Source organism: Nannocystis bainbridge (assembly GCF_028368995.1).
GTDB lineage: Bacteria > Myxococcota_A > Polyangia > Nannocystales > Nannocystaceae > Nannocystis > Nannocystis bainbridge.
The window spans coordinates 3,436,152-3,455,007 of sequence record NZ_JAQNDL010000001.1 but is presented as its reverse complement, the minus strand read 5'-3'; the positions used below and the strand labels follow the sequence as shown (position 1 = coordinate 3,455,007).

Here is an 18,856-nt window from a genome sequence, read left to right as displayed (position 1 = left end):
GTCCTCGTGTGTTTCGCTCACAGCAGGCCCGGGATGATCAGGCTGGTGCGCGCCTTCCAGGCCGCGAATCCGGGGTAGCGGGCCAGCGAGGCGTCCTTCTTCAGCATGTTGGGCAGCCACACGCCGAAGAACATCGCGCCGAGCACGAGCATCGGCGCCCAGTGGCGCGACAGCAGGCAGAAGCCGCTGTAGATGAGCAGCTCGCCGAGGTAGTTGGGGTTGCGCGAGCGCGACCACAGGCCGTCGACGAGCAGGGTGCCGGGCGCGAGCTTCAGGTGCATGTGCTTCTGCATGTCGGCGGCGAAGTGGAGGAACACGCCGAGGCCCCACATCGCCACGCACAGCGCGAGCAGCCACGGCGCGGCGTGGAGGTCGTCGCGGACGATGATCCACGGCCCGACCCAATAGAGGGTGAGCGTGAACCACGTGAGCAGGCCGTAGGCCGGCGTGACCGCCTGCTCCCATTGCTTGTCGGGGAAGCGCCGGCTCTTCCAGATCCACAGCAGGCCGTAGGTGCCGTGGAGGGCGAGGTAGATCCACGCGGTCTCGTTGTGCCAGGCGTCGTACCCGGCGATGAGGGCCAGCACGGCGAGGGCCGTGGCGCCCTTGTGAGTGTCGATGTAAAACTTGTGCGGCGGACGCATGGCGCCGCGGATGGTAGCGAATTACGGCCGCTTGACAGGGTGCATCGCGCGTGAGACCCCAGGGGTGAAACCGCGCGCGAGGCGATCATGACGAAGCAGGCGATCGGAGCCGGAGCAGAGCAGGTGCGGGCGCTGGCCCTCGCCTATCCCGAGGCGGTCGAGGAGTTCCCGTGGGGCCACACGGCGGTGAAGGTCCGCGGCAAGGCGTTCCTGTTCATGGGCGGCGAGGCGGGGACGCTGACCCTGTCGGTCAAGCTGCCGGCGTCGCACGGGGCGGCGCTGCTGCTGCCGTTCGCGTCGCCGACCGGCTACGGGCTCGGCAAGAGCGGCTGGGTGACAGCGAGCTTCTCGGTCGCCGAGGCGCTGCCGATCGGGCTGCTGGCGGAGTGGCTGGCGGAGAGCTATCGGGCGGTGGCGCCGAAGAAGCTCTCGGGGGCGATGGAGCCGGGTGGCCCGAGGGGCATGTCTGCGGGGACAGGTGCGAAGGGACCTGGTCGTAAGGGCATGCCCGAAGGGGCAGGTGCTGGGAACGCGAAGGTGACGGGGGCGAAGAAGGCCGCCGGGGCGAAGAAGGCCGCCGGGGCGAAGAAGGCCGCCGGGGCGAAGAAGGCAGCGCGCACAAAGGAGGTGGGCACAGAGGCGGCGGGGGCGAAGAAGCAAGCGAGCGCGAAGAAGGCGGCGCGCACAAAGGCAGTGGGCGCAAAGGCGGCGGGGGCGAAGAAGCAAGCCGGCGCGGAGAAGGCGGCAAGCGCGAAGAAGCAAGCGGGCGCGAAGAAGGCGGCGGGGGCGAAGAAGCAAGCCGGCGCGAACAAGGCAGCGGGGGCGAAGACGGCCGCTGCGAAGCCGGCGAAGCGCCGCGGCTGACGCAGCGGTCTCTCGCTGCGACATGTCCTTTGGGGGCATGCGTTCGGCCCGTGACGCTCACGGACCTTCGCAGGGCGGATCGATCGTCGAGGTGGACCCCGATCAGGTGAACCCGGAAGTCGCCGCCCAAGCGCTGCGAGCAGGCTTGGACGAGGAGCAGCGGGAGGGCGCGGAGTGACATGAAGACATGTCTCGTGGGACATGTCGTCTCTCTTTTTAAGAAGAGATGGTCACTGGGGCAGGCTGCAGACCCCGAGGTTGGCGAGCTCCGGCGAGGGCGGTGCGTTGTCCCACCATGACAGGCACTCCTGGCCCGCGCCGGGGCAGGTGTTCGGCAGCGAGGTGTCGCAGAACGGGAGGCAGCAGCCGATCTGCTGCGGGTCGCACTCGACGGCCAGCTCCGGGTTGAGGCACAGGAGGCCGGCGTCGCAGGCGCTGATGTAAGTGCAGGGGTCGAACGTCTGGCCCCCCTCGCCGCTGGCGTCGGAGACGCAGATGAAAGCATCGCCCGAGGGTAGAGGGAGGCACAGTTCGTCGGCCTCGCAGTCCTGCTGCAGCGGATCGCAGTGCGGGAAGCACAGGGTGACCACGGCGTCGGCGGTGAGGTAGCAAGACGCCTCCGGGTCGGTGCAGCCCGGCTTGTCGGGGCTGCCGGTGCACATGCCCATGCATTTGCCCTTGCCGTCGACCACGTCCCAGCACATCAGGCCGACGTCGCAGGTGTCCTCGCCGCTGACCGGGGAGCCGAACACCTCGCAGGGCTCGTAGAGCCCGTCGGGGTCGGGCACGACATCGACGCACTTGAGGCTCTCCCACGCGTTGTCGCCGTCGCCCGAGTAGGGCATGCACTTCTGGCCCTCGGGACAGTCCTGCGCCCATTGATAGCACTCCTTGGTCGACGGGCCGCCGTCGGGCGGTGCGATGAATTCGCTGCCGGAGCTGTCCGGCGGGGCGGTCGAGCCGTCCGTGAGGGTCTCCGCCGTGTCGGGCCCGCCGGTCGTCCCGGGCGGCGGATCGGCGGTGCCCGTGGTCGGGCTGGGCGGCGAGGCGGTGCTGGCGGTCGTCCCGGAGCCGGTGGTGGTGGTCCCGCCGGCGCTGGTCTCGGTGTCGCCGAGCGGGCGCGGGGAGCAGGCGGTGACGAGCAGCAGCGGGAGGACGCGGAGTTGCATGTTTGGATGTCTCATAGGACATGTCGGAACGGGCATGGTCATTGGGGCAGGCTGCAGACCCCGAGGTTCGCGTGCACGGGCGGGGCCGGTTCGTCGCCCCACCACGGCAGGCACTCCTGGCCCGCGCCGGGGCAGGTGTTCGGCAGCGTTATGTCGCAGAACGGCAGGCAGCAGCCGATCACTTGCGGGTCGCACTCGGCGCCCAGCGCCGGGTCGAGGCAGTAGAGGCCGGGGTCGCAGACGTTGGCGTACTCGCAGGGGTCGAGCGCCTGGCCCTCCTCGCCGCCGGCGTCGAGGATGCAGACGAACGTGCCGGGGTTCGAGGGCGAGGGGATGCACAGATCACCGCCCGGACAGTCCTGCAGCAGCGGATCGCAGGGCTTCAGGCACAGGGCGATCACGCCGTCGGAGCTGAGGTGGCAGGTCGAGGACGGATCGGCGCAGGTCGGAGCGTCGTGACTGCCGGTGCACAGGCCGACGCAGGTGCCGACGCCGTCCTCCACGTCCCAGCACATTTGGCCGACGTCGCAGGAGTCCTCGCCGCTGACCGGGGAGCCGAACACCTCGCAGGGCTCGTAGAGCCCGTCGGGGTCGGACACGACTTCGACGCACTTGAGGCTCTCCCAGGCGTGGTCGCCGTCGCCCGAGTAGGGCATGCACTTCTGGCCCACGGGACAGTCCTGCGCGAACGGATCGCACTCGTTGCCGAGGCCGCCGCCGTCGAGCGGCATGATGAAGTCGTGGCCGGTGCTCGACGGAAAGTCAGTGGTGCTGGGGACCGGCTCGTCGTCGGGTCCGGTGGTCGTGCCCGGATTCGTCGCGCCCGTCACGGTCGAGGTGCTCGTCACGGTCGAGGTGCCCGGTGCGGAGGTCGCCGCGCCGCTGGTGTCGCCGGTCGGGTCACCGGCCTCGGTGGCGCTGTCCCCGAAGTCGCCCGGCCGCGACACGCAGCCGCTCAGCGCGACCGCTGCAGTGAAACAAAGGGACATGTTTTTAAAAACATGTCCCTTTCGCCAGATCGAGGGGGCGCGGACGAGGCGATGGCGCGAAGCGCTCAAACTCATCATTCCGTCAGTATGGCCCACTTAAATATTAAAAGAAATAAAACGATGGTTAGTTAATGGGGATTTTCGAGCGAAGATGATCGGGTTTACCGCTGAGCCTTGCGGTTTATGACCTGTCTCAAAGGCCATAAAACTTCGTGCGCCCGCGGCCTTCAGTCGAGCGCGCGTGCGTCGGGCCGCGAGGACCTGGCTTCGCGTCGCAGGTGGCGCTCGGCCAGCGAGAGCGCGACGATCCAGCTCGACCAGGCCACGATCGGTGCGCCGATCTGCTGCAGCCGCGCCTCGTCGTCCCCGCCGAACAGCAGGTACAGGGTCACGAACACCGGCACCACGAGCAGGCGGTTGAGCACGATCGACATCGTCAGCGCGAAGCTGCGGATCGCCCAGCGCCGATGCGCCCCCAGGCGGCGCTGGCGGGCCCGCAGCACCGCCATCGTCGTCACCGTCAGCCACAGCGGCGCGAGCACCAGGCTGCTGGCGCCTGTGAGCGGCCCGAACGGCGAGTGGCAGGCCACGTAGATGCCGGCCAGCGCGCTCGGGACCACCCCGGCGAGCACGTAGACGCGGCCGACGAGCCGGTGCACCGCCGGGCTTCGGCGGCGCAGCCACGGCCAGATCTGCAGGCAGCAGGTCGCCATCGCCACCGCCCCGCAGGTCACGTGCACGACCAGGGCCGCGAAGTAGCCGGGCACCCCCGGCGGCGGCGGCACGCGCGAGCGGGCCGGGTCCAGCGACAGGTAGGGCGGCAGCGAGAACGCGAGGAACGCCAGCGCCGTGAGCGTCAGCGCGAGCATCGCAGGCGAACGGCGGAGGGGCGAGGAGGAGGGCGTGGGCGGCATCAGGGCTCCGTTCAGAGAAAACTATGTAGACCGTACATGATTTAATGTATCACGTACATAGTTTTAAAACGCGGACCCTCCGCGGGGCCGGATGGCGACCGACGACGACGACTCGCACGACTTGAGGCGCAGCGCCGACCTGCTGTGGGGGCGCGGGCGACCGGGCCGTCGCGGGCCGAAGGCGCAGCTCAGCCTCGAGCGCCTGGTCGAGGCCGCGATCGCGCTGGCGGACGCCGAGGGGCTCGCGGCGGTGTCGATGCAGCGCGTCGCGGCCGAGCTGGGCTACACGACGATGTCGCTCTACAACCACGTGCCGAGCAAGGACCTGCTGCTCGAGGCGATGGCGGACGCGGTCGTCGGCCAGCCGCCTGCCGATCGCGGCGAGGACTGGCGGGCCAGCGTGCTGGCGTGGGCGACCGACCTCTGGGGGGTGTTCGCGGCCCACCCGTGGCTGCTGCGCCTGCATTTCGACCACCCGCCGCTCGGCCCCAACCAGCTCGCCTGGCTCGAGCGGCTGCTGCGGGCGATGACCGCGGGCGGCCTCGACGGCCTCGAGGCGATGTCGGCCGCGATGTTCACCGTGTCCGCCGTGCGCGGCATGAGCCAGGCGCAGCAGGACATGTACCGCGGCGCCACCGACCCGGCCCGCGCCGAGGCCGAGTACCAGCGCATGGTCGTGTCGCTGGTCGACGTGTCGCGCTACCCGACGCTGGCGGCCGTGTTCGGCGGCCCCGTATTCGCGGCGGAGCCGGTCCAGGGCGGCCTCCCGCCCGAGATCGAGTTCGGCCTGCAGCGCCTGCTCGACGGCCTCGCGGCCCAGGTGCGCAGCCGCGGCCGGACCTGCTGACGAGCCGCGCCAGGGGCCGTCGCGAGCGACGCGACGCATGTCTCATGGGACATGTCGTAAAGACATCGCCGGGATTGGTATGGCTCACGGGACATGTCGCATCGACCATGTCGCCGTGGGTCAGCGCGCGATCGTCCACTCCGCCCGCGACAGCACCGCCAGCGCGCCGGATGCGTCGCGGCCCATCACCGTCGGCGTCACCGTCACGGCGGCGGCAGCGACGGGTCGTGGCGCAGCGCCCAGCGGACCACGCGCTGGACCTCGGCCGCGCTGGCGACCTCGCCGAGCACCTGCACGCTGGTCGGCTTGCGGCGGCCGTAGCCGTCACGACCGAGCGTGCGGACGGGCGGGTCGTGCCACTCCGGCACGTGCAGGCGCAGCGGCTCGAGCGGCGCCGGCGCTCCGCGAGGATCTCTCGCCTCGTAGACCGCCAGGCGGACGATTGCCCGCGAGAACATCGACGGCAGCGAGAGCGGATAAAGCTCGCGTACGATGGGCGGCACCAGCAGCAGCATCGCCACCAGGGCGAGCACGAAGCGTCGCTCCCGGCGCGCGCCCGCCTTCATCGCCGCTTCGCCGGCCGCGCGGGTTTTCTCGTGCAAATGATAATGATTATCAATGAGGAGAAACATCACGGCGCGCGGTCTTGACGCCCACGGCGTGGCTGTCGATCAATTTGAAATCAGTTTTCATTTTCCATCGGCGCTGCCGCTGCTCGCCATGCTGCTGACTGCGACCACCGCGACCCCCGTGCACGCGGCCCCGCCGCGACGGGAGCGGCCTGACGTGCGGCCGCCGAAGGAGAGCAAGACGGTGGTGGTCACCTCGGCGCGGACCGAGCAGGCGATCGGCGACGTCGCAGTGTCGACGCGGGTGGTCGACCGGGCCGCGATCGAGGCCTCGGGGGCGGAGACGCTGGCGGGCGTGCTCGAGGAGCAGCCGGGCCTGCAGATCATTCGCAGCTTCGCCGGCGCTGGCGGGGTCGGCATCCAGATGCAGGGCCTCGACTCCAAGTACGTGCTGATCCTCGTCGACGGTCAGCGCGCGACCGGCAGGGTCGGCGGCGTGCTCGACCTCTCGCGCTTCCCGGCCGAGGACATCGCCCAGGTCGAGATCGTCAAGGGCCCCGGCAGCTCGCTGTACGGCGCCGACGCGATCGCGGGCGTCATCAACATCATCACCCGCCGGGCCTCGCGGAAGCTCGAGGTCGACGCGCGGGCCCGCTACGGCAGCTTCCACACCTCCGACCTGAGCGCCACCATCGGCGGGGCGCGCGGGCGCTGGAGCACCCGCTGGAGCGCCGGCTGGCACTACACCGCCGGCTTCGACCGCGACCGCAGCACGCCCTCGACCACCGGCGCCCGCGGCCACTCCTTCAACGCCTCGCAGCGGACCGAGTTCCGCGTGCGCCGCGACGTCAACCTCGGCCTCATCGCCGACTACCAGCGGCGCGACCTCCACGGCATCGACAGCAACGCCGCCGGCGCGGTGTTCGACCGCAACAACCTGACCCAAACGACATCCGTCAGCTTCATCCCCGAGATCACCTGGGACGCGCCCGCGCGGCTGCGGCTGGTCGCCCACCTGGCCCACTTCGACGACAACTTCGTGCTCGACCAGCGCAAGTCCAGCGCGCTCGACCAGGCCCAGCGCACCAAGGACACGCTCGGCCAGTTCGGCGCCCAGTACGACCACATGATCGCCGGCCGTCACCTGTTCAGCGCCGGCATCGAGACCCAGCTCGAGTATCTCTCGACCCCGCGGCTCGCCACCGCCTCGTCCGACCGCCAGCGGTTCGCCCTCTACGCCCAGGACGAGTGGAAGATCGCCCTCAAGCCGCTGATCATCGTCGTGCCCGGCGTGCGCCTCGACCTCGACTCGCAGTTCGGCGGCTACGGCTCGCCGCGCCTGGCGTTCCGCATCGACCCGGCCGAGAGCTTCACGCTGCGGGCCAGCGCCGGCCTCGGCTTCCGCGCCCCGAGCTTCCGCGAGCTCTACCTCGCGTTCGCCAACCCGGCCGCCGGCTACCGCGTGACCGGCAACCCCGAGCTCAAGGCCGAGACGGCGCGCAGCGCCACCGCTGGCGTGGCCTGGCGGCTGTCGCCCGGCCGCACCCTGACCTTCGATTATTTCCACCACCGCCTCAAGGACCTGATCGCGCTCGACGCGACGACCTTGATGCTCGGCTCCGACAACGCGTTCCAGTACACCAACGTCGGCGCGGCGCGCAGCCAGGGCGTCGAGGCGGCGCTGGCGGTCAAGTTCACCGACATGGTCGACGCCGAGGTCAGCTACACGTTCACCGACGCCCGCGACCTCGAGCTGAAGCGGCGCCTGCCCGGCCGGCCGATGCACCACTCGAGCGCGCGCGTGCGCTGGAAGCACCCGCGCTGGGGCACCTCGGCCCAGGTCCGCACGGCGGTGTTCGGCAAGCAGTTCTACTACGGCGACAACGACGGCGACGGCGTCGAGGAGCCGCTGCGCGTGTCGCCGTACGCCAACCTCGACGTGCGCGTCGCCCAGGACATCCTCGGCGGCAAGCTGACCTTCTTCGCCGGCGTCGACAACCTGCTCAACGCCGGCGACGCCGCCTACTTGCCGCTGGTACCCCGCCTGTTCTACGGCGGGATCTCGGCCCGCATCCGCACCGACCTGCCCAAAAGGACACGTAAGCCATGACCCGCCCCCTGCTGCTCTCGTTGGCGCTCGCCGCCGCCGCCCTGCCCGCTTGCACCGAAAGCTCGGCCTCCGACACCACCGACGGCGACGAGCTGCCGACCGACGGCCCGGTCGTCACCGAGGACCTCGGCGACGGCAGCTACGAGTCGATCATCGACTCGACCAGCGAGGAGGCGTGGACGTACTTCGACTTCGAGTCGAAGGGCGCCGTGGAGCCGGCCGACGCCGACGACGACCAGGTGTGGGACCTGGCGGCGCTGCGCTTCAACGTCAAGTCGAACGGCGGCACCTCGGGCAAGGGCGGCGTCGAGGTCGCGATCCTCGACGGCACCAGCTTCGACGCCGTCACCGCCGTCCCGGCCGACGGCTGGATCGCCGACGAGGCCCAGGGCCCCGGCACCGGCGGCGAGATGGCCAACGTCGAGCCCGGCTACGCCTTCGACAACTGGTTCGACTACAACATCATGGACCACACGCTCGCGCCCAAGGCCGACCGCGTGTACGTGGTCCGCACGCCCGAGGGCAATCACTTCAAGCTCGAGATGCTGGGCTTCTACGACGAGGCCGGCACGCCCGGGTTCGTCAGCTTCCGCTGGGCAGCGCTGCCCTGATCCCGATCCATACTCTGAAAGCCGCGACGGACCCCGCCATGCAACCTGCCACCCCGACCCCCTCGAACAACCTCGCCCACGCCTGGCGTGACCTCCGCGCCAGCGAGCCGAAGCTGCGGATCCGCGACGCCGCCACCCGCCTCGGCGTCAGCGAGGCCGAGCTGCGCGCGACCGAGTGCGGCACCACCACCGTGCGCCTCATCGACGACTGGCCGGCCATCTTGCGCCGGCTGCCGCTGCTCGGCGAGGTCATGGCGCTCACCCGCAACGAGAGCGCCGTGCACGAGAAGACCGGCGAGTACACCGAGCCGGAGATCTCGGGCCCGCACGGGATCGTGCACGGCGACGGGCCGATCGATCTGCGGATCTTCCTGTCGCAGTGGGCCCACGGGTTCGCGGTCGACGAGGACGGCAAGCAGAGCCTGCATTTCTTCGACGCCCACGGCGACGCGGTCCACAAGATCTACGCCAAGGAGAAGACCGAGCTGGCCGAGTACCGCCAGCTCGTCGACATCTTCCGCGCGGAGCACCAGGAGCCGACGATCCGCCTGACCCCGCGGCCGCCCCGCAAGGCCGAGACGCCCGACGCCGAGGTCGACGTCGCGGCGTTTCAGGCCGGTTGGCGGGGCCTGCGCGACACCCACGAGTTCTTCGGCCTGCTGCGCAAGTCCGGGGTGGCGCGCCTGCAGGCGATGCGCCTCGCGCCCGAGGGCTTCGTCCGCCCGGTCGCCACGGACAGCATCGAGGCGGTCCTGAACAGCGCGGCCGCCAGCGAGCTGCCGATCATGATCTTCGTCGGCAGCCCCGGGTGCATCCAGATCCACACCGGCCCCGTGCGCAAGATCGTGCCGATGGGCCCGTGGATCAACGTGCTCGACCCGGGCTTCAACCTCCACCTCCGCCGCGACCTGGTCGCCAGCGCCTTTGTCGTCGACAAGCCGACCGACGACGGCGTCGTCACCTCGCTCGAGCTGTTCGACGCCGCGGGCGACAACATCGCCCTGCTGTTCGGCGAGCGCAAACCCGGCCGCCCCGAGCTGACCGCCTGGCGCGAACTGCTGAGCACGCTGCAGGCGGCTTCGAACCTGTCCTGAGGGCCAGGAGACGCGCGGCGCCGAGCCGCGCGTCCTCCGCCGTGAGCCTCCGGCACATGTCCGAAGGGACATGTGACGGGCCGAGCGGGCTATGCCCGAAGAGACATGTCTCCGGGCTCTGTCCGTGGTGACGTGTTCTTTATGACATGTCCGAATGGACATGTTTTTGAGAACACATCAACCGTCGAACGCGACGATCCACCAGTCGAACTGGCCGTTCTCGGCGATGAAGTCGTAGCCGGCGATCGTCACCCGGCCCGCGGCGTCGATCGCCAGCTCTCCGACGTGGGAGAGCTGGGTGCAAGCGCGGCGGCCGACCTCGGCGCCGTCGGGGCCGAAGGACACGACCACCTGCGGGCCGGTGTCCGGGAGGCCGAGCACGGCCAGCTGCCCGGCCTCGTTCATCACCAGCCCGTCGATCCGCAGCCCGAGCTCGGCCTCGGTCTTCTCCCACGCGAGCGCGCCGTCGCCGCTGAACCGCGCCAGGCCGTGGTGCTGCTCGCCGACGACGACGTCGCCGGCGCCGTCGAGCACGATGAAGCGATCGGCCAGCCCCTCCTGGCCCCATTCGGCCTGCCACAGCGGGATGCCGGCGGGATCGAGCACGCGCACGATCTTGGTCGCCAGCAACCATGCGACGCTGACGCCGGCCGCGTTGACCGCGAAGGGCTGCAGACCGTCGAGGTTGGCCTGCTCCCACACCGGCGAGCCGTCGGCGGCGAACTTGTGAAGGGAGCCCGAGCGCGAGACCAGCACCGAACCATCGGGGCCGGGCGCCGGACGGCCGACCGGGAACCCGTCGCTCTTCGCCGCGAACTCGACCTCCCACAGCAGCGCGCCGTCCAGCGAGAACTTGCGGACCCAGTCGCGGGGCCACTGCGGGCCGTCCTCTTGCACCTGCAGCACCACGTTGTCGTCGCCGTCGAGCCCGCCCCAGCGGACGAAAGCGTCGACGCTCGAGACCTCGAACGCGCCGACCTCGACGCCGCCGGTGTCGAGGTCGAGCACGCGAAACACCTCGGCGCCGCTCAGGGTGGCGCGCACGTGCCCGCGCGAGTCGACGGCCAGGTCGCTGATGGCCTGGAACTTGGCCACGTCGTAGGCCCAGCGCACGTCGGCGCAGCCGAGCGGCTCGCCCGGCTCGCCGGTGGTGGGCGTGGCCTCGGTCGTCGCCTCGGTGCCGGCGGTCGAGGCGTCCGTGCCGCTCGTCGTGGATGCGTCGGTGGAGGTCGTGGTCTCGCCGGCCGACGCCGAGGTCCCGCCTTGCTGCGGATCGCACGCCGAGAGAGCACCGAGACACAACGACAATCGCTTCGCCCAAGCCATGCCGCGACGATACGCGGCGACGCCACGCCGCGCAACACGACCTCACGGACCGGCGGCCGCATGCTGCCCCGAGCAACCTGTCTCGAAGGACATTTGCACCGAGGCGGCCCGCACGGGCGCGGAAAGGAGGGACGTTCGTCGCGGACCCGCCGCGCCGGGTCACGACAGGAGACCAGGCATGCCCGTGGCAGGGCGAATCACGGCACGGCGTCGGCCCAGTCGCAGCTGCACGCCCCGGGTGGGCTGTGGCAACTGGTGGGCACGGCGTGCGCGGCGACGAAGGCGGCGAACGCAGCCGGATCGAGCACGGGATTGTCGACGGCGATGACCTCGTCAGGGCCGGTGACGAGCGCGTCGAGGCCGGCGAGCGACTGCAACGCGGGGTTGTCGTCGAGGTGGATCGCGTGCAGCTCGGTCACCGCGTCGAGGCCGGCGAGATCGACGATCGGGAGGCCGCTGTCGGGCTCGCAGCGGCCGATCTGCAGGGTGCCGAGGCGCTCGAGGCCGGTCATGCCCGCCAACGACTTCAGGGCCGGGAGATCGTGGAGCTGCAGCTCTTCGACCGCGCGCAGGCCGGCGAGCGGCGCCAGCGAGTCGAGCTGCGGCAACGCGGACAGCTCGAGCGTGCCGGCGGCGGGCAGGGCCTCGAGGCCGGCGAGTGACCCGAGCTGCGGGAGGTCGTGCAAGATCAACATCGCGCTCGACAGATCGCCCGCGTCCCACAGCCCGCCGAGGCCGGCGATGCTGACGAGCCCGGACGAGCGCAGCAGCTGGATCACCAGGGGCGTGCCGCGGACGCCGGCCAAGGCGTCGAGGTCTTTCAGCGCGGGGCAATGTTCGACCGTCAGGCGGTCGAGCACGGTCCCGACCGGCAACGCGGGCAGCGTGGCGAGGACCGGGTCGGAGCGGAAGCTGAGCTGGCGGACGCCGGTGAGGTTCGCCAGCGGCGAGAGGTCGGCGAGGGCGTCGCACAGGTGCACGGCCAGGGACGTGGTCGCCTCCATGCCGGCGAGCGCAGCGACGTCGACCAGCGCGGGGTTCTCCTCGAGGAACAGGGCCTCGCTGCGGCGCAGGCACTCGAGCCCCGCGAGGTCGGCGAGGCCGTCGTTGGCGAACACGACCATGAATCCGCCGACCCGCTGGAGCGCGCGCAGCTGGGTCGGGAGCGGGCCGGTGAAGCCGGTCAGGTGGAGGTTGCCGGTGACCTCGCGCATGCACTCGAACTGCGCCGGGTCGAGCTCCGGGGTGATCGAGAGGTGGCCCTCGAAGGTCCAGGGCGCGTCGCACACGGCGTCGCAGTCGAGCGGCCCGCCGCCGGTGGTCGGCGCATCGCCGGAGGTGGTGACCACGGAGGTGGTGACCTCGGAGGTGGTGACCTCGGCGGTGGTGACCTCGGTGTCGGAGCCGCTGCTCTCGCCGGGCGCCGCGGGGCCGCAGGCGGCCATCCACGCGAGCGCGCAGGCGAGTCGGCTAAGTGTTGACATTGACCATGGCGCCGGTGATCGAGACGATCGCGCCGGCGGAGATCGTGACACCGCCCGGGCCGATGTCGATGGTCGAGCCGCCGGCCGAGAGCGTGATCGAGGCGGCGGTGATCTTCAGCGCGCCGGTGACGTTGAGGGTGTCGCCGCCGCCGATGTTGGTGGTCCGCGCGGCGCCGACGTTGAGGTCGTGGGCGGTGGAGAAGGTCATCGTGGTGGCGCCGCCGACGTTGGTGGTGCTGCTGCCGCCGACGCTGGTGGTGTCGTTGCCGCCGATCGTGGTGCTGCTGCTGCCGCCGATGCCGGTGGTGCTGCTGCCGCCGCCGGTCACGCTCATCGAGCCGCCGACGCTGAGGGTCATGCTGGCGCCGACGGTGGTCGACTGATTGGCGCCGATGGTCGAGCTCTGGTTGGCGCCGACGCTGATCGTCTGGTTGGCGCCGACAGTCTCGTTCTGCATCGAGCCGACAGTGAGGCTCTGGTTGACGCCGACGCTGATCGTCTGGTTGTTGCCGACAGTGAGCGACTGGTCGACGCCGACGGTCATGGTCTCGTTGTTGCCGACGCTGGCGGTGCGGTTGACCCCGACGGCGTCCTTCTGGTGGCGACCGACGTTGCTCGAGTCGTCGCGACCGCTCTTGCGCGTGGTGTCGCGGATGACGTCGGTGTTCATGTCGAGCTGACCGTGGATGAAGATCTCCTCGGCCCCGGCCGCGTCCTCGAAGCGGATCTCGTTCGAACCACCGCCGCCAGGGCTGGAGTCGGACTTCATCGTGCTCTTGGTCTTCTCCTGCGGCAGGTCGTAAGGCGGCCGGTTCTGGCCGTTGTAGACGCAACCGGTGACGACGGGGCGGTCGGGGTCGCCGTCGAGGAATTCGACGAGGACCTCCATGCCGACGCGCGGGATGAAGACGGCGCCCCACGATGGACCGGCCCACTTCTGGGCGACGCGGATCCAGCAAGAGGCAGTGTCGTCGAAGGGGGAGATCCGGTCCCAGTGAAAATGGACCTTGATGCGCCCGTGCTCGTCGGTGTGCACCTCTTCGCCGGCAGGGCCGACGACGATCGCGGTCTGCGGCCCATGAGCGCGCGGACGGGTGAGGGTGGGCTCGGGCCGCCACGGCACGTCGGCGGGGATGGCCTCGAACTCGTTGTCGTAGCGGGTCTCGCCGCGGGCGCTGGCGTACATGTCCTCCTCGGGCGCGGCGCCGCGGTGGCGCACGCGCACGAGCAGGTACTCGCGGTCGAGCTGCGGCTGCGGGTGACCCAGGAGGGTGAAGGTGTGGCCGGGCGCGAGCTCGGTGACGTCGCCTGTCCCGAGGTACACGCGGGTCTGGGCCGACTGCTGCTCGAGCTTGCGCTTGGCCCGCTTGACGCCGTCGTCGCGGTGGAGCCGCAGCTCGTCGTGGTCGTAGACCTCGCGGTCGCGGCCGCGAGGGTCCTTCGATCGCCGCTCGCGCTGGTACGGCGAGTCGCTGGGGTGCAGCCAGTCGAAGTCGCGCTGGACGATCGAGGTGGTCCGCAGCGACCAGGTCGGGGTCAGGCTGTCGATCGACTGACGCAGGGCGGTGCCGGTCTGCCGCGCGAGGTAGTCGATCTGCTCGCGCCCACCCTCGAGCGGCAGCGGCTTGCAACGGTCGCTGCCGCCGGCGAGCACGAGGACCTCGGGGCCGCCGTTCACCGGGTGCTCGAAGTAGTAGAGGATGCCCTCCTCCTGCATGAGCCGCGCGGCGAACTCGAGGTCGGTCTCGCGGAACTGGACGCAGTACTCGCGCGGCTCGTAAGCGGCGGCGTCGAGGTCGAGGCGCAGCCGCCGACCCTCGAGCTCGAGCCCGGGCTCCAACACCTGGCGCAGGATGTCGGGGACGTTCTGCTCCTGAAAGAAGCGGGTGTTGACGACCTGGCCGAGCAAGGCGAGCGCGGGCACGAGGTCGATACCGAGGACGAGGCGGTCGGTGACGACGCCGAGCTCCTGCATGCGGGCGACGACGCCGTAGACGGCCCGGGCGGCGACGTCGCGCTCGATGAAGAAGTCGCACTCGGCCCCGAGGAGGTCGCCCGGATCGACGGACAGGTCGTCGGTGAGGATCTCGAGGTGGAGGCGGTAGGGCTCGGACATCGATTCGACGAGGTCGAAGCGGCGGACGTGCCAGACGACGCCCTGGGTGCCCTTGCAGGTGAAGCTGTAGCGCGTGGCAGCGAGGAGGCCGCTGCGGTCGTCCGAGGCGTGATCGTTCATCGCGGCGCGGCAGCAGTGTTGCACGCGGGCGAGCGGCCGGCGAGTCGAAGTGAGGCGCGCGAGAGCGCGGCGCGGTCTCGATCGCGGCGGGCGCGAGGCGGCTGGTGTAGATTCGCGGCGTGGCCCGACGGGTGGCGATCGCAGGGCGCTTCGGCGAGCAATGGTGGTTCGCGGCCGGCCGCGGCGCGGGGCTGAGCCGCGAGGTCGCAGCGCGCACGATCGAGGCGCTGGCGCTGACGCCCGAGTCCGCTGCGGCGCTGCGCGGGCTGGTGTTCGCGGCGGCGGCGATCGATGCGTCGCGGCTGGAGCGGGCGGCGCTGCAGACGGTGCTGATCGATCTGCTGCGGCGCGGGCAGATCGTCCACGAGCGCGAGGCGCCGGCGCGCGAGTCCGGTCAGGCGGGCCGCAGCGCGGGCGAGCCGGCGGCCGAGGAGGGCGATACGAAGCTGGTCGAGACCGAGTGGATCGGGCTCGAGCTGGTCGACGATCACGGGGCACCAGTGGCGTGGGAGCCGTACGTGATCGAGCTGGCCGACGGCCGGCAGCTGCGCGGCTCGCTCGGCGTCGACGGCAAGGCGGTGGTGCGCGGGCTGCCGCCAGGGTCGTGCAAGGTCACGTTCCCGAAGCGCGGCGCGAGCATGTGGTCGGCCGCCGAGTGAGCGCGGGCGAGTTCGGGACCACGATCGTCGAGGTCGAATCAGCCCGCCGGTGTGGGCTGCGGGCGACGCTCGCAAGCCGCGCTGCAGCGGACGGCTGCTCTCGCTTCTGCCTTTGTGCAGCGGCGTGAGTCGGTCCGGCGAGATCTCGCAGGGCGTGATTATCGAATGTCCTCATGGACATGTCTGAAGGGACATATGATTTGCGTGCGCGGTTTCGCGGGGCGCGGAGGCGCCCCGGAGCGGGGGCGCGCGGCGGGTCCGGCTTGTCGGCGGGCGGGGCGGGCGGATACCGTGGCGGGGCGATGGCGAGTCACCGGGTGGCGCAGGGAGAGTGCGCGGGGAGCATCGCGGCGCGCCTCGGCGTCGACTGGCGCGAGCTGTGGGACCACCCGAACAACGCGGCGCTGCGCGAGCGGGCCCGCGATCCGAGCGCGCTGCTGCCGGGCGACGCGCTGTTCGTGCCGGAGCCGCCGCCGAAGTGGGAGACGCGGGCCACCGGGGCGTCGCACAGGTTCAAGCTGGCGCCGGCGGCCGCGGAGGTGCGGCTGCGGTTCGTCGAGGGCGATGCACCGGTGGCTGGCGCTTCGTACAGGTTCTTTGTGACAGGGATGGAAGAGCCCGTCCGCGAGGGCGTGACCGACGGCGACGGACGACTGGTCGAGCCGATCGGCAGCCAGGCGACCGAGGCGGTGGTCGAGTTCCCCGAGCGCAAGTTGATGTACCGGCTGCGACTCGGGCACCTCGACCCGGTGTCGGAGGTGTCGGGGGCGCAGGCGCGGCTGCGGCAGCTCGGCCTCTATCACGGGCGCGTCAGCGGCGATCTCGACGACGCGACGGCGCTGGCGCTGTGGGGCCTGCAGCTGCGCGAGGGGCTGCCGGCGAGCGGCGAGCTCGACGCGGCGACGCAGGCCAAGCTGCGCGAGCTGTACGGGATGTGAGGTGGAAGTGCTGCGACTGTGCGACCCGTACGCGGTGGACGTGCCCGACGAGCTGGAGGACCGCACCGGCTATGTGTTCGAGGAGGCCGGCGGCGGCGATGCGGACCGGCTGACGATCGAGACCGAGCTGCTGCCGGCCGACGTGCGCCCGGCCGACCTGATCGCGGCCAACCGCAGGAGCGCGGCGCGGGCCCTCGGCGGCGACCCGGGCTGGCCCGAAGGACAGGTCGAGACCGGGCTCGGGCCGGCCCACACGCTGGCGATCACCGACCCGGAGATCGTCGGCGGGGTGTGGGTGGCGGCCCTGCGCGACCCGCTGGGGCGGATGTGGACGCTGCGCTTCGAGAGCGCGCGCGAGTGGGCCGACACCGTGTTCATGGCCCTGGTCGCGGCCGTCGGCGGCGGCTCGCTGCCGCCGGGCTGGGCCGAGCGGCGGGCCTTCGGGGCCCCGCTGGCGCTGCCGACGTGGCTGCGGCCGCCGCGGGTGTACCGGTTCGCGGCCGCCGGCGAGCTCGTGATCTGTCTCTTGGACCAGGGCGCTTCGGACATGCCCGGGGCGCCCGAGTTCGAGGCGTGGGGCGGCGCCGGGCCGGACGAGCTGCTGGTGGTGGTGCCGCTGGCGGCCGGCGAGACGCTGCTGGCGAGCGCCGAGGCGGTGTGGGGCGCGTGGCGGCTCGACCGCTGCGACCCGTACGGGACGGTGCTGGGATCGACGTGGGCGCGGGTGGCCGCGGCGCCGGGGCTGTCGCTGCGGCTGGTGGTGGTCGAGCGCGAGCGCGAGGCGATCGGCGCGGCGGGGTTTTCGGCGATGGTCGCCAGCGTGGCGCGACACTGAGGAGCGGGGATGGCGGACGACCAGCTGACGGTGCGCGAGATCGAGGCGGCGCGGATCTTCGAGCAGGGCAAGGAGAACACGCTGCGCACCGGCAAGCCGCTGCCGATCGTGTTCGTGCCGGGGGTGATGGGCTCGCGCCTGCGCCTGACGGCGCACAACGAGCTGTGGGACCCGGACAGCAAGAAGAACCTGATCGGCTGGTCGATGCGCTCGGCCGAGCGGGCGGCCGAATTGCTCAGCGTGCACACCGGGATCGGCGAGGTCCTCAGCGACTCGATCGCGTGGGACAAGGAGCTCGAGAAGATCTGGCGCGCGGTCGATCCGAACGGCGACCCGGGCTTCTACGGCCGCCAGCGCGGCTGGGGCGGGGTGTCGCAGGGCTATTACTACGCGATCCTCAAGGCGCTCGAGGTCGCGTTCAACAGCGGGACCTACGCCGCCGGCGCGCACCCGGTGTACGCGTTCGGCTACGACTGGCGGCGCACGGTCTCGAACGGGGCGACGCTGCTGGCGCGGCGGATCCGCTATGTGCTCGACAAGCACGGCGTCGACAAGGTGGTGCTGGTGACGCACAGCATGGGCGGGCTGGTGGCCCGCTACGCCTGCGCGCCGGCCGGCTGCGGCGTCGCCAACCTGGTCAAGGGCGTGGTCCACGTGGTCCAGCCGTGCAACGGCGCGGTGGTGGCCTACCGCCGGTTCGTCGAGGGCCTCGGCAACGAGCGGGCGACCGGGCTCGAGGGCAAGATCTTCGCCGGGATCCTCGGCGGGACCTGGTGGGGCTACACGATGCTGATGAGCGGGACCGAGGGGCCGCTGCAGCTGATGCCGAACCAGGTCTACGAGGGTTGGCTCACCGGTCCTTCGGGACAGGTGGCCCCGGCGGCCGACATCTACGCCGAGTACCTGTCCGGCGGGCCGCGCAGCGTGGTGCCGGAGCTGCCGGCGGCCGACCTGCAGACGCTGCTCGGCGAGGGCCTCGGCGACGCGCCCGACGCGCTGACGCGGGCCTCGGAGGCGCGGCTCATCCAGCTCGACGACGAGTGGGACGGGCGCTTCCCCGAGTTCCACGAGATGCGGCTGCGGGCCGACCGGGCCCGCGCGGCCCGGGCGCTGGCGCGGTGGGACGTCTACCGGGCGACGCTGCGGGGCGGGGTCGGCTGCGCGCAAGCGCTGCACCGCATGCTGGCCGGCTACGCGCACCCGCGCACGTTCATGCTGTACGCCGGGGGCATGGCGACCGAGACGGCGTACCGCTGGGACCTGCCGCGGGGGCGCCGGGCGGTGCCGGTGGCCGGCGGGGGCGACGGCACGGTGCCGATCGTCAGCGCCCAGGGGCTCGACGCCGGCGTGAGCGGACACTGGGCCGGCGCGGCGCCGCCGCGGCTGGCGCTCGCCGAGGACGTCGGGGCGCACGAGCACTCGACCTGCTTCGTGCCCGACGTCAATCAACGGGTGGTCCGCCGGCTCGAGGCGCTGCGGCTGCTGCCGTGAGGTCGGCGTTCGCGGCGCCCGGCGAGCGCGTGAGGTCGCCGTCATCGGGCGATACGCGATCGCGGGAGCGTGCGAT

17 protein-coding genes are annotated in these 18,856 nt (G+C 71.4%); 9 read left to right on the top strand and 8 right to left on the bottom strand.

Annotated elements, in window-relative coordinates; all coding sequences use genetic code 11:
* Positions 1–17 precede the first annotated feature (17 nt).
* On the bottom strand, positions 18–644 hold the full coding sequence (locus POL25_RS13550; RefSeq protein ID WP_272086407.1) for a DUF1295 domain-containing protein: 627 nt from the start codon (positions 642–644) through the stop codon (positions 18–20).
* An 87-nt stretch (positions 645–731) separates the two neighbouring features.
* Here POL25_RS13550 and POL25_RS13545 point away from each other — a divergent pair, with 87 nt between their 5' ends.
* Positions 732–1,508, top strand: coding sequence for an MmcQ/YjbR family DNA-binding protein (locus tag POL25_RS13545; protein ID WP_272086406.1), 777 nt, complete (start codon positions 732–734; stop codon positions 1,506–1,508).
* A gap of 230 nt (positions 1,509–1,738) precedes the next feature.
* Here POL25_RS13545 and POL25_RS13540 read toward each other — a convergent pair whose 3' ends face one another.
* From POL25_RS13540 to POL25_RS13530, 3 genes are all read right to left on the bottom strand, one after another.
* A complete protein-coding gene (locus POL25_RS13540; protein ID WP_272086405.1) occupies positions 1,739–2,677 on the bottom strand; it encodes a hypothetical protein in 939 nt (312 codons plus the stop codon).
* A gap of 38 nt (positions 2,678–2,715) precedes the next feature.
* A complete protein-coding gene (locus tag POL25_RS13535; protein ID WP_272086404.1) occupies positions 2,716–3,666 on the bottom strand; it encodes a ribulose phosphate epimerase in 951 nt (316 codons plus the stop codon).
* 227 nt (positions 3,667–3,893) lie between these two features.
* Positions 3,894–4,535, bottom strand: a complete 642-nt coding sequence (locus POL25_RS13530; protein WP_272086403.1) for a DUF2306 domain-containing protein — start codon at positions 4,533–4,535, stop codon at positions 3,894–3,896.
* A 136-nt stretch (positions 4,536–4,671) separates the two neighbouring features.
* Between POL25_RS13530 and POL25_RS13525 the strand changes: the two genes are divergently transcribed.
* Positions 4,672–5,427 (top strand): TetR/AcrR family transcriptional regulator, encoded by a 756-nt coding sequence (locus tag POL25_RS13525; protein ID WP_272086402.1) that lies wholly within the window; start codon positions 4,672–4,674, stop codon positions 5,425–5,427.
* Between the two features lie 203 nt (positions 5,428–5,630).
* On the opposite strand, the gene POL25_RS13520 is transcribed toward POL25_RS13525, so the two are convergent.
* Positions 5,631–6,029 (bottom strand): hypothetical protein, encoded by a 399-nt coding sequence (locus tag POL25_RS13520; RefSeq protein ID WP_272086401.1) that lies wholly within the window; start codon positions 6,027–6,029, stop codon positions 5,631–5,633.
* A 118-nt stretch (positions 6,030–6,147) separates the two neighbouring features.
* Between POL25_RS13520 and POL25_RS13515 the strand changes: the two genes are divergently transcribed.
* Genes POL25_RS13515 through POL25_RS13505 form a run of 3 tightly spaced genes read left to right on the top strand, consistent with a single transcriptional unit; the run spans position 6,148 to position 9,811 of the window.
* Positions 6,148–8,106 (top strand): TonB-dependent receptor plug domain-containing protein, encoded by a 1,959-nt coding sequence (locus tag POL25_RS13515; protein WP_272086400.1) that lies wholly within the window; start codon positions 6,148–6,150, stop codon positions 8,104–8,106.
* Positions 8,103–8,717 (top strand): HmuY family protein, encoded by a 615-nt coding sequence (locus POL25_RS13510; RefSeq protein WP_272086399.1) that lies wholly within the window; start codon positions 8,103–8,105, stop codon positions 8,715–8,717. The genes POL25_RS13515 and POL25_RS13510 overlap by 4 nt, the downstream gene beginning before the upstream one ends.
* A gap of 38 nt (positions 8,718–8,755) precedes the next feature.
* Complete coding sequence (locus tag POL25_RS13505) at positions 8,756–9,811, top strand: hemin-degrading factor (protein ID WP_272086398.1); 1,056 nt, start codon at positions 8,756–8,758, stop codon at positions 9,809–9,811.
* Positions 9,812–9,988: 177 nt separating this feature from the next.
* On the opposite strand, the gene POL25_RS13500 is transcribed toward POL25_RS13505, so the two are convergent.
* The 3 genes from POL25_RS13500 to POL25_RS13490 all read right to left on the bottom strand — a co-directional run bounded on the left by POL25_RS13500 (position 9,989) and on the right by POL25_RS13490 (position 14,857).
* Entirely contained in the window at positions 9,989–11,137 is a 1,149-nt protein-coding gene (locus tag POL25_RS13500) for a hypothetical protein (protein ID WP_272086397.1), read from the bottom strand.
* A 197-nt stretch (positions 11,138–11,334) separates the two neighbouring features.
* Complete coding sequence (locus POL25_RS13495; RefSeq protein ID WP_272086396.1) at positions 11,335–12,621, bottom strand: hypothetical protein; 1,287 nt, start codon at positions 12,619–12,621, stop codon at positions 11,335–11,337.
* Positions 12,608–14,857, bottom strand: coding sequence for a type VI secretion system Vgr family protein (locus POL25_RS13490; RefSeq protein ID WP_272086395.1), 2,250 nt, complete (start codon positions 14,855–14,857; stop codon positions 12,608–12,610). The genes POL25_RS13495 and POL25_RS13490 overlap by 14 nt, the downstream gene beginning before the upstream one ends.
* Positions 14,858–14,976: 119 nt before the next feature.
* Here POL25_RS13490 and POL25_RS13485 point away from each other — a divergent pair, with 119 nt between their 5' ends.
* The 4 genes from POL25_RS13485 (at position 14,977) to POL25_RS13470 (ending at position 18,780) form a co-directional block, all read left to right on the top strand.
* On the top strand, positions 14,977–15,516 hold the full coding sequence (locus tag POL25_RS13485; RefSeq protein WP_272086394.1) for a hypothetical protein: 540 nt from the start codon (positions 14,977–14,979) through the stop codon (positions 15,514–15,516).
* 302 nt (positions 15,517–15,818) lie between these two features.
* Positions 15,819–16,454: a peptidoglycan-binding protein gene (locus POL25_RS13480; protein WP_272086393.1), complete on the top strand. Its 636-nt coding sequence runs from the start codon at positions 15,819–15,821 to the stop codon at positions 16,452–16,454.
* A gap of 1 nt (position 16,455) precedes the next feature.
* Positions 16,456–17,289 carry a hypothetical protein gene (locus POL25_RS13475; protein WP_272086392.1) on the top strand — a complete coding sequence of 278 codons (834 nt, stop codon included), beginning with the start codon at positions 16,456–16,458 and terminating at the stop codon, positions 17,287–17,289.
* Positions 17,290–17,298: 9 nt separating this feature from the next.
* The gene (locus POL25_RS13470; protein ID WP_272086391.1) at positions 17,299–18,780 is read left to right on the top strand and encodes an esterase/lipase family protein; all 1,482 of its coding nucleotides are present in this window, start codon (positions 17,299–17,301) and stop codon (positions 18,778–18,780) included.
* Positions 18,781–18,856: the final 76 nt, after the last annotated feature.